This is a genomic window from Pseudomonas sp. MWU16-30322, from assembly GCF_020515535.1.
GTDB lineage: Bacteria > Pseudomonadota > Gammaproteobacteria > Pseudomonadales > Pseudomonadaceae > Aquipseudomonas > Aquipseudomonas fluorescens_H.
On sequence record NZ_JAIWYL010000007.1, the window covers coordinates 396,190 to 405,959 of the forward strand.

Genomic DNA, 9,770 nt, shown 5'->3' on the forward strand with positions numbered 1-9,770 from the left:
ATACGTGAGCGAAACAGCCTTGCCTAAAGATGATGTCCAGCCTGTGATCGATGCCCAGGTTGAAACTCCACCGCCGGCCAAAGAGCCGCGCCGAGGCAACGGACTGGCCATTGTCGCCCTGTTGCTCGGCGCTGCCGGCGTGGCGATCGGTGGCTGGGGTGTCTGGCAGGTGCGTCACCTGCAGACCAACACCGCACAGCAGTCCGATCAGGTGCAGGCGTTGAACGATCAGGCGCAGAGCCTCAAGCTCAACGAACAGCGCCTGACCGAGCGCCTCGCGCAACTGCCCGGTGCCGATGAACTCGCCGAGCGCCAGCGTCTGGTGACGCAACTGCAGGGTGATCAGCAGCGCCTCAACCAGCGTCTGGAAACCGTCCTCGGCGCCAGCCGCAAGGACTGGCGTCTGGCCGAGGCCGAGCATCTGCTGCGTCTGGCCAGCCTGCGCCTCTCGGCCCTGCAGGACATCAGCAGCGCCCAGGCGCTGGTGCAGGGTGCCGACGAAATCCTCCGTGAACAGAACGATCCCGGCTCGTTCGCCGCCCGCGAGCAAGTGGCCAAGACCCTCGTCGCCCTGCGCAGCACCGAGCAGCCGGATCGCACCGGGCTGTTCCTGCGCATCGGAGCCTTGCGTGATCAGGTCATCCAACTGACCGAGCTGGCGCCGGAGTACAAGGATCGCGGCGAATCGCTGCTGGGCCTGACCGCTGACGGCGATGGTGCCAGTCGCTGGGCGCAGTGGTGGGATCAGGTGTCGCGCTACATCCGCATCGATTTCAATGCCGACAAGAATGTGAAGCCACTGCTGGCCGGGCAAAGTCTGAGTCAGGTACGCCTGGCGCTGAGTCTGGCGCTGGAGCAGGCGCAATGGGCGGCGCTCAATGGCCAGGGGCCGGTCTACAGCCAGGCACTGACCGAAGCGCGGGACGTGCTCAAGGGCAATTTCAATCCGGATAATCCGCAGAGCAAAATCATGCTCGAACAGGTTGCCGAGTTGAGCCAGCAACCTGTGACGGTCAAGACCCCGGACCTGACCGGCACGTTGAGCGCGGTGCAGGCTTACCTGGAACGCCGTAACGTCAACGCTGAAGAATCGGTCAAACCGTTCGCCAAACCTGCCGCCAACACCGCGCAGGAGACCACGCCATGAAACGCCTGTATGTGATCGTGTTTCTGGTGATCGCCGCGACGGCGGCGCTGGGCCTGGCGATTGCCGAGCATTCCGGTTACGTGCTGGTTGCCTACAAGAGCTTTCGCTATGAATCGAGCCTGTGGGCGACGCTGGCGCTGATTGCGGTGTTGTGGCTGTTGATTTGGGGCATCAAGGCTCTGGTCGAGCTGGTCATGACGTCCGGTGGCGTGGTCAATCCGTGGTCACGGCGCAACCGAAGCCGTCGGGTGCAGGTGGCCATCGAACACGGTCAGCTGGATCTGGCCGAAGGTCGCTGGGCCAGCGCGCAACGTCACCTCGCTCGCGCCGCCGAGGCCGAGCGCCAGCCGCTGTTGTATTACCTCGGCGCGGCACGCGCGGCCAACGAACAAGGCAAGTACGAGGAGTGTGATCAGTTGCTCGAGCGTGCGCTGGAGCGCCAGCCTCAGGCCGAACTGGCGATTGCCTTGAGTCACGCGCAGTTGCAGACCGATCGTGGTGACACTGACGGCGCCCTGGTGACCCTGCAAGCGATGCACGAGCGGCATCCGCATAACGTGCAGACCTTGCGACAGTTGCAGCGTCTGCATCAGCAGCGTGGCGACTGGGCGGCGGTCATTCGCCTGTTGCCGGAACTGCGCAAGGACAAGGTGTTGCCGCCGGCCGAGCTGGCGGAACTCGAACGGCGTGCCTGGGGCAACAACCTGTCCCTGGCGGCGCATCGTGACGAGGACGGCAAAGTCGGTCTGCAGTCACTCACGCGTGCCTGGGAGCAATTGACTTCCGCGCAGCGTCAGGAGCCGGCGCTGGTGCTGGCATACGCCGAACAACTGCGTCAGCTGGGGGCTCAGGTCGAGGCGGAAGAAGTCCTGCGCAGCGCCCTCAAGCGCAAGTACGACAGCCATCTTGCACGTCTTTATGGCCTGGTGCGCGGCAGCGATCCGGCGCGTCAGTTGCAGACCGCCGAAGGCTGGCTCAAGGAGCATCCGGCTGATCCAAGCCTGTTGCTGACCCTCGGTCGTCTCTGTCTGCAAACCAGCTTGTGGGGCAAGGCACGGGATTATCTGGAAAGCAGTCTGCGGGTGCAGCGTAACCCGGAAGCCTGCGCCGAGTTGGCGCGCCTGCTCGCGCAACTGGGTGATACCGAGCGCAGCAACCAGTTGTTCCAGGAAGGTCTCGGACTGCTGGATGAACGCCTGCTGGCCGCGCCGTTGCCGGTGCCGGTTCGCGCCTGAAATCACGAGGGAGGCCACTCCCTCGTCAACGTTCAGTGAGCGAATAATTACCTCTGGCGGGCGTGTTGGGCAAAGTCCTACAGCGGACTACACCTATTCCTCTCGCGCCTGTCGGGTTTTCCCTACACTTCTGGTGAACTGTCGCCAGGCACCTGCCTTGAAAGGCTGACAAGCTTTCCTCTACCGTAACTGCCTGTCTCCACTGCTACGGAAAAGCCATGTCGTTGGCCTGTTCACGCTCCTTGTTTTTTACGGCTTTCACTGCAGGCGCACTGGCCCTGGGAGCTTCCTATTACCTCGAATACGCGGTCGGGCTGACGCCCTGCAGTCTGTGCCTGGCGCAACGCTTCTTCATGGCGTTGCTGATGGTCTGTTGCGGGCTGGCGGCGATTCACGGCCCACGGCGTGTCGGCCTGTCGCTCTATTGGGCGGCCGCGCTTGGCCTGAGCCTGGGCGGAACCACGGCGGCCTGGCGGCAGGTGTTGTTGCAGAGTGATCCGCTGGTGCAAATGACCAGTTGCGCGCCCGATTCCGAAGCGCTGTTCAGCAACCTGCCGTGGTTGTGCGCAACGCTGCGGATGTTCAAGGGCGGTGTCGATTGCGCGGAAATTTCCTGGACGCTGTTCGATTTGAGCATCCCGGAATGGAGTCTGCTGTTCTTTGTGGCGATGTCGATCCTTGCGGTTTACCAGTTACTGCGTCTGGTCTGGAGCGCGCTGCAGCGACCGCTCAGCGGCGAAGCGTCGCACCGGGCGCTGGTCGGGGATTAAACACTTGTATGAACTTTATCTCCTGCGTACCTTGAAGCCATAGGCGTGCGGGCATAATCTGGCCCGCACGTGTCATTGGATTTATGTTGCTCGATGACGCTCTGCCCGGTCGGCCTCCAAGCGATAAAAGCCAGAAGAGGGGCGCGGGTGTAGAGCAGCATGACCCACAAGGGAAGAGAGATCGCCATGCTCGAAAGTTGTCAGAATGCTCAGGAACGCTGGGGTGGAGTTCATCTGCTGATCGACCGCTGGTTGCAGGAGCGTGAAGATCTGATCGGTGCCTACGACAAGTTGGGTGACAAACCCCAGGCTCTGTCCGAGAACCGTAAACCCTTGCTTGAATTCTGCGGCGTGCTGGTCGATTACGTCTCGGCCGGGCACTTCGAGATTTACGAACAGCTGACCGGCGAAGCCAAGGCGTTCAACGACAAGCGCGGCCTCGAGCTTGCCGAAACCCTCTATCCGCGTATCGACGTCATCACCGAAAAACTCCTCGCCTTCAACGACCTTTGCGATGAAGGCAAATGCGTTGCCGAGAAGTTCAAGGAACTGGGTGGCCTGCTGCACGAGCGCTTCGAGCTGGAAGACTGTCTGATCGAAGTGCTGCACACCGCACACAAGCAGGAAGATCCGGTTCAGGCCTGATTCGTTTCGCGCCGACATGAAAAAACGCGGTGCGCCGAAAGCGCACCGCGTTTTTTCATGCCTGCGCGTCGGCTGCGCTCAGCTCGTTGCACCGCGCAATTCGACTTCAAACACCAGCGGTGTAAACGGCGCGATCAGATCGCCCGCACCATCGGCGCCATAAGCCTGATCCGATGGAATCACCAGTCGCCACTTCGCGCCAACCGGCATGTTCTGCAACGCCGTACGCCACCCGGCAATCACGCTGTCGAGGCTGAACCATTGTGGCTGAGTGTTCTGATCGAACACGGTGCCATCCGGCAGGCGACCGACATACAGCACCTGCACTTTTCCATCCGGCCCGGCCTTGGGGCCAGTGCCCGGGCTCAGCTCGGTCAGCAGGATGCCGTCGGCCAATTCCTTCACACCCGGTTTGGCTTTTTCGGCGGTGAGAAAACGCTGCTCGTTTTCCATCGCGGCATCACTGGAAGGCAGCGACGAGTGTTCGGCGTTTTGCGATTCGTGATCGGCCAGGATCTGCTCGATCCGCGCTTCGCTCAGGGCCAGCGGCTTGCCTTGATAGGCCTGCTGCAAACCTTCGACCAATGCCTGAATCTGCAATTGCGGCACCTCTTGGCGCAAGCGTTCACCGAGGCTGGCACCGAGGCTGTAGGCCAGATCGTGAGCATCGTTCGCGGTGGTTTTTTCGTCGGCGTGGGCGGCGGAAAAAATCATCCAGAGGGATAAAAAAAGGTAGCGCGACATGGGCACTCTCCGTCCTGAGATGCGGGCGATTATGCCAGCGCGAAGGTCTGCAACGGTGAACTGCTTTTGTCTTTGTGCAGAACATTTTCACTTCGTTGCAACGCAACGGTTTCGATACTGTCAAGATGACCTAGCGGCGGTAACTGCAGAGGTCTAGTATGAGCCGCACTCACGTCAGCCAGGAGGTAAACCATGTCGGCCACCAAGAAGCCTGTAAACACTCCGTTGCACCTACTCCAACAACTCTCGGGCAGCCTGCTCGAGCATTTGGAAAACGCTTGCTCCCAAGCCTTGGCTGATGCTGAAAAACTGCTCGCCAAACTGGAAAAGCAACGCGGCAAGGCGCAAGAAAAACTGCACAAGTCCCGTACCAAATTGCAGGACGCGGCCACTGCCGGTAAAGCCAAGGCGCAGAACAAGGCCAAGGCTGCCGTCAAAGAACTCGAAGACTTGCTCGACGCGCTGAAGGGGCGTCAATCCGACACCCGCGGCTACATTCTGCAACTCAAGCGTGATGCCCAGGAAAGCCTGAAACTGGCCCAGGGTGTCGGCCGTGTGCAAGAGGCTGCCGGCAAAGCGCTGTCCTCCCGCGCCGCCAAACCAGCAGCAGCGCCTGCGAAAAAAGCGGCAGCCAAACCTGCTGCGGCGAAAGCCCCGGCGAAAACCGCTGCGGCAAAACCGGCAGCCCAACCAGCAGCCAAGGCACCGGCTAAAACCGCCGCCAAACCTGCTGCAAAAACCGCATTGAAAAAACCGGCTGCGGCGAGCGCTGCGAAACCGGCCGCACGTACTGCCGCTGCCAAACCTGCAGCGACAAAACCGGCTGCCAAGCCAGCAGCAAAACCTGCTGCGCGCAAAGTCGCTCCGGCAAAAACCGCTGCTGCTAAACCAGCTGCCAAAGTAGCGGTAAAACCGGCTGCCAAACCTGCCGCGAAAACCGCCGCTGCAAAACCGGCAGCCAAGACTGCGGCCAAACCAGTCGCGGCAAAACCTGCTGCCAAGGTTGCTGCCAAACCAGCGGCCAAGCCTGCCGCTAAAACCGCTGCCAAACCTGCAGCAGCAAAACCTGCGACCGCTGCAGCCAAGCCTGCCGCCAAACCAGTAGCCGCAAAGCCAGCCGCTAAACCCGCCGCCAAGCCAGCTGCAAAACCTGCCGCGAAAAAACCGGCTGCTGCCAAACCAGCTGCCGCCAAGCCGGCGACTGCACCTGCCGCCAAGCCAGCCGCTCCGGCGCCGGCCGCCGCGCCTGCTCCAGCCGCTTCCACCTCGACCACCACGACTGCGCCAACGCCAGCCGCTGCGTCGAGCGCCAGCAGCAACCCGACCAGCGCTTCCTAAGTGCCGGTTGCCGCGACGCGCAGCACTTGCAGCGCGTCGCGGTTCGGGCTGGCGGCCGATCCCGTCAGACTCTCCAGCCACTCCCCCGACGCTGATGCGTCATCGCGCGGCCAATCCTGTGCAACCTGTTCCAGTTGCCACAGCAGATGCCGTTCGGCTTCCAGCTCCAGCGCCTTCATTTGTGCTCGCAGCCCCTTGAGCACCGGATCTTCCTCGGCCAGGGTTTTCCACTGAGTACGCAACGCACGCAGTGGCTGCACCACCTCCACATCCCACGGCCCCACCAGCGTTTTCAGCTGCTGCACGCGCTGTTCGTCGCAGGCCGCGCCGCGCTGTTCCAGCCATAAGCCACACAGCAGCAGGCAGACATTGGCCCCCGCCGTTTGCAGTTGCAGGCAAGCAGGTTCCACGCCCGGTCGGGCGTAGATGGCAAGGGAAAAGCTCCACAGGTCAGAGGACATCGTGCTACTCGCGCCAGTTGTGAGCGAAGCTGGTAGACTCCGCCGCCATTATGATCCGACTTCAGAACCTGACTTTACAGCGTGGCCCGCAACGTCTGCTAGAAGACGCCGAGCTGACCCTGCACGCCGGCCACAAAGCCGGCCTCATCGGTGCCAACGGCGCCGGCAAATCCAGCCTGTTTGCCTTGCTGCGCGGCGAGTTGCACCCGGACTCGGGCGATTGCCTGCTGCCGGCCGACTGGCGGATCGCGCACATGCGCCAGGAGGTCGACACGCTCGAACGCCTGGCGGTCGACTATGTGCTCGATGGCGACCTGCGTCTACGCGAAGTGCAACGTGACCTCGCCGCCGCCGAAGCGGCCCACGATGGCACGGCTCTGGCCCGTCTGCACGCCGAACTCGACAGCGCCGACGGCTATACCGCCGATGCGCGGGCGCGCAAGTTGCTGGCTGGTCTCGGTTTCACCAATGAACAGATGGATCGTCAGGTAGGAGATTTCTCCGGTGGCTGGCGGATGCGTCTGAACCTGGCGCAGGCCTTGATGTGTCCGTCGGACTTGTTGTTGCTCGACGAACCGACCAACCACCTGGATCTCGACGCGATCATCTGGCTCGAAGAGTGGCTGAAAAGCTACCCGGGCACCCTGCTGCTGATTTCCCACGACCGTGACTTCCTCGATGAAGTGGTCGATCACGTGGCCCATGTCGATCAGCGCAAACTGACCCTCTACCGTGGTGGCTACACCGCGTTCGAACGCGCCCGTGCCGAACGTCTGGCCCAGCAGCAACAGGCCTACGAGAAGCAGCAGGCGCAACGTGCGCACATGGAAAGCTACATCGCCCGCTTCAAGGCCCAGGCCACCAAGGCCCGTCAGGCGCAGAGCCGGATCAAGGCCCTGGAGCGCATGGAAGAGCTGTCGGCGGCCCACGTCGATTCGCCGTTCGATTTCGTGTTCCGCGAATCGACCAAGATCTCCAGTCCGCTGATCGACCTGTCCGATGCGCGTCTGGGTTACGGCGATAAAACCATCCTGGAGAAGGTCAAGCTGCAACTGACCCCGGGTGCGCGGATCGGTTTGCTCGGACCGAACGGCGCGGGTAAATCGACGCTGATCAAGAACCTTGCTGGCGAACTCGAGCCGCTGGCCGGACGCCTGACCCGTGGCGAGAACACCGTGGTCGGTTATTTCGCCCAGCATCAGCTCGACTCGCTGGATGCCAAGGCCAGCCCGCTGCTGCATTTGCAGCGTCTGGCGCCGACCGAACGTGAACAGACTCTGCGCGACTTCCTCGGTGGTTTTGACTTCCGTGGCGCACGCATCGACGAGCCGGTGCTGAATTTCTCCGGTGGCGAGAAAGCGCGTCTGGCGCTGGCATTGATCGCCTGGGAACGGCCGAACCTGCTGCTGCTCGACGAACCGACCAACCACCTCGACCTGGAAATGCGCCTGGCGCTGACTATGGCGCTGCAGGAATTCAGCGGTGCGGTATTGGTGGTGTCTCACGATCGGCACTTGCTCAAGAGCACCACCGACAACTTCTACCTGGTCGCCGATGGCAAGGTCGAAGAGTTCGATGGCGACCTCGAAGACTACGCGCGCTGGCTGGTGGAATACCGTCAGCGCAATGCGCCGGTCAGCAACACTCCGGTCAATCCGGACAAGACCGACAAGAAGGCTCAGCGCCAGGCCGCCGCTGCATTGCGTCAGCAACTGGCACCGCACAAGCGCGAGGCCGACAAGCTCGAAGCCGAACTGGGCAAGCTTCACGAGAAGCTGGCGAAGGTCGATGCCAGCCTCGGCGACAGCGACATTTACGAGCCGGCACGCAAGAACGAGTTGCGTGATCTGCTGGCCGAGCAGGCCAAATTGAAGGTGCGCGAAGCCGAGCTCGAAGAAGCGTGGATGGAAGCGCTGGAAACCCTGGAAAGCATGCAGGCGGAGCTGGAGGCGTTGTCCTGATGGACGCGTTCAAGTGGCCATTGCCGGTGGTGTGGGTCGAGCCGATCTGGCTCGGTGTGCAGATTCTGCTGATCCTGCTGGCGGGTTATCTCGCTCAGCGCTTCGTTGCCAAAGGCCTGACCCGTCTGGGTGAGCGCTACCCGTTTCCGCCGCAGCTGCTGATGCCGCTGCGTGGTGGTCTGCGCTGGCTGATCATGGGCAGCGCGCTGATCTTTGTGCTGGAACGCCTCGGGGTGTCGGCCACGGTGTTGTGGACGGCGCTGTCGGGTTTCGTCGCGGTGGCGGCGGTGGCGTTCTTCGCGATGTGGAGTGTGCTGTCGAACCTGCTGTGCGCGATTCTGATCTTCACCGTCGGCCCGTTCCGCCTCGGCGATGTGGTCGAGCTGGTGGACACCACCGACAAGCCCGGCGTCAAGGGCCGGGTGGTGGCGATCAATCTGCTGTACACCACATTGATCGAAGCCGAGGAACTGGGAACAGGCAGTGCCATGGTGCAAGTGCCGAACAGCCTGTTCTTCCAGCGTTCGGTGCGGCGCTGGCGCGGGAGTGATGTGTTTCCTTCGAGCGGTTTCGAAAAGTAGTCTTCGGGCGTCTGATCTGACGCCTTCGCGAGCAAGCCCGCTCCTACATTGGATCTGTGATCGACACAAATCCAATGTGGGAGCGGGCTTGCTCGCGAAGAGGCCATCAGCCGCGCCCGGACCATCCAGCAAAAATCGGTAGTCATCCGCGCCAAACCGCATTAGCTTTGACGTCTGTCACGATTCACAGTCGAGGTGTGCGATGGAGCTTCAAACATGGCTGGCATTCTTTGCCGCCTGCTGGGTGATCAGTCTGTCCCCGGGCGCGGGCGCCATTGCGTCGATGTCCAGCGGTCTGCAATACGGTTTCTGGCGCGGCTACTGGAACGCGCTGGGCCTGCAAGTCGGCCTGGCGGTACAGATTGCAATTGTCGGCGCCGGGGTCGGCGCGATCCTCACCGCATCGGCCACCGCGTTCTATGCGATCAAATGGTTTGGCGTGGCCTATCTGGTCTATCTGGCGATCAAGCAATGGCGCGCGCTGCCTATGGACATGAGCGATGACGCCGCCGTGCGCCCGATCGGCAAGCCGCTGGCGCTGGTGTTTCGCGGCTTTCTGGTGAACATCAGCAACCCCAAGGCACTGGTGTTCATGCTCGCGGTGCTGCCGCAGTTCATCAATCCACACGCACCGCTGCTGATGCAGTACCTGGTAATCGGCGTGACCATGATCTGCGTGGATCTGATCGTCATGGCCGGCTACACCGGTCTGGCGTCCAAGGTGCTGCGCCTGTTGCGCACACCGAAGCAGCAGAAGCGCATGAACCGCACGTTTGCCGGGCTGTTCATTGGCGCGGCGGCGTTCATGGCGACGTTGCGTAAAGCGGTGGTGTAAAACCCGCAGGCAGAAAAAAGGCGACCTGATGAGGTCGCCTTTTTTTATCCGCC

Annotated in this window: 10 protein-coding genes; 8 read left to right on the top strand and 2 right to left on the bottom strand. The window is 62.0% G+C overall.

What is annotated here, in order from left to right; all coding sequences use genetic code 11:
• Positions 1 to 4: 4 nt before the first annotated feature.
• The 4 genes from LCH64_RS17205 (at position 5) to LCH64_RS17220 (ending at position 3,797) form a co-directional block, all read left to right on the top strand.
• Positions 5 to 1,147 (top strand): uroporphyrinogen-III C-methyltransferase, encoded by a 1,143-nt coding sequence (locus LCH64_RS17205; RefSeq protein ID WP_103483671.1) that lies wholly within the window; start codon positions 5 to 7, stop codon positions 1,145 to 1,147.
• Complete coding sequence (locus LCH64_RS17210; RefSeq protein WP_226500825.1) at positions 1,144 to 2,382, top strand: heme biosynthesis protein HemY; 1,239 nt, start codon at positions 1,144 to 1,146, stop codon at positions 2,380 to 2,382. The genes LCH64_RS17205 and LCH64_RS17210 overlap by 4 nt, the downstream gene beginning before the upstream one ends.
• Before the next feature lie 218 nt (positions 2,383 to 2,600).
• Positions 2,601 to 3,152 carry a disulfide bond formation protein B gene (locus tag LCH64_RS17215; RefSeq protein ID WP_003229380.1) on the top strand — a complete coding sequence of 184 codons (552 nt, stop codon included), beginning with the start codon at positions 2,601 to 2,603 and terminating at the stop codon, positions 3,150 to 3,152.
• 186 nt (positions 3,153 to 3,338) lie between these two features.
• On the top strand, positions 3,339 to 3,797 hold the full coding sequence (locus tag LCH64_RS17220) for an Rsd/AlgQ family anti-sigma factor (RefSeq protein ID WP_007964519.1): 459 nt from the start codon (positions 3,339 to 3,341) through the stop codon (positions 3,795 to 3,797).
• Between the two features lie 78 nt (positions 3,798 to 3,875).
• On the opposite strand, the gene LCH64_RS17225 is transcribed toward LCH64_RS17220, so the two are convergent.
• Positions 3,876 to 4,541, bottom strand: coding sequence for an FKBP-type peptidyl-prolyl cis-trans isomerase (locus tag LCH64_RS17225; RefSeq protein ID WP_003229378.1), 666 nt, complete (start codon positions 4,539 to 4,541; stop codon positions 3,876 to 3,878).
• Between the two features lie 192 nt (positions 4,542 to 4,733).
• Between LCH64_RS17225 and LCH64_RS17230 the strand changes: the two genes are divergently transcribed.
• The gene (locus LCH64_RS17230) at positions 4,734 to 5,879 is read left to right on the top strand and encodes an AlgP family protein (protein ID WP_226500826.1); all 1,146 of its coding nucleotides are present in this window, start codon (positions 4,734 to 4,736) and stop codon (positions 5,877 to 5,879) included.
• On the opposite strand, the gene LCH64_RS17235 is transcribed toward LCH64_RS17230, so the two are convergent.
• Positions 5,876 to 6,340, bottom strand: coding sequence for a TIGR02444 family protein (locus LCH64_RS17235; protein ID WP_103521693.1), 465 nt, complete (start codon positions 6,338 to 6,340; stop codon positions 5,876 to 5,878). The genes LCH64_RS17230 and LCH64_RS17235 overlap by 4 nt on opposite strands.
• A gap of 50 nt (positions 6,341 to 6,390) precedes the next feature.
• Here LCH64_RS17235 and LCH64_RS17240 point away from each other — a divergent pair, with 50 nt between their 5' ends.
• From LCH64_RS17240 to rhtB, 3 genes are all read left to right on the top strand, one after another.
• Positions 6,391 to 8,301: an ATP-binding cassette domain-containing protein gene (locus LCH64_RS17240; protein WP_003229372.1), complete on the top strand. Its 1,911-nt coding sequence runs from the start codon at positions 6,391 to 6,393 to the stop codon at positions 8,299 to 8,301.
• Entirely contained in the window at positions 8,301 to 8,882 is a 582-nt protein-coding gene (locus tag LCH64_RS17245) for a mechanosensitive ion channel family protein (RefSeq protein ID WP_226500827.1), read from the top strand. The genes LCH64_RS17240 and LCH64_RS17245 overlap by 1 nt, the downstream gene beginning before the upstream one ends.
• A gap of 202 nt (positions 8,883 to 9,084) precedes the next feature.
• Positions 9,085 to 9,717 carry a homoserine/homoserine lactone efflux protein gene (gene rhtB, locus LCH64_RS17250; RefSeq protein WP_064589768.1) on the top strand — a complete coding sequence of 211 codons (633 nt, stop codon included), beginning with the start codon at positions 9,085 to 9,087 and terminating at the stop codon, positions 9,715 to 9,717.
• Positions 9,718 to 9,770: the final 53 nt, after the last annotated feature.

Bases quoted from the DNA above. Each gene is read 5' to 3' on its own strand.
- LCH64_RS17210 (WP_226500825.1), top strand. From the start codon at position 1,144: ATGAAACGCCTGTATGTGATCGTGTTTCTGGTGATCGCCGCGACGGCG.
- LCH64_RS17215 (WP_003229380.1), top strand. From the start codon at position 2,601: ATGTCGTTGGCCTGTTCACGCTCCTTGTTTTTTACGGCTTTCACTGCA.
- LCH64_RS17220 (WP_007964519.1), top strand. From the start codon at position 3,339: ATGCTCGAAAGTTGTCAGAATGCTCAGGAACGCTGGGGTGGAGTTCAT.
- LCH64_RS17225 (WP_003229378.1), bottom strand. From the start codon at position 4,541: ATGTCGCGCTACCTTTTTTTATCCCTCTGGATGATTTTTTCCGCCGCC.
- LCH64_RS17230 (WP_226500826.1), top strand. From the start codon at position 4,734: ATGTCGGCCACCAAGAAGCCTGTAAACACTCCGTTGCACCTACTCCAA.
- LCH64_RS17235 (WP_103521693.1), bottom strand. From the start codon at position 6,340: ATGTCCTCTGACCTGTGGAGCTTTTCCCTTGCCATCTACGCCCGACCG.
- LCH64_RS17240 (WP_003229372.1), top strand. From the start codon at position 6,391: ATGATCCGACTTCAGAACCTGACTTTACAGCGTGGCCCGCAACGTCTG.
- LCH64_RS17245 (WP_226500827.1), top strand. From the start codon at position 8,301: ATGGACGCGTTCAAGTGGCCATTGCCGGTGGTGTGGGTCGAGCCGATC.
- rhtB (WP_064589768.1), top strand. From the start codon at position 9,085: ATGGAGCTTCAAACATGGCTGGCATTCTTTGCCGCCTGCTGGGTGATC.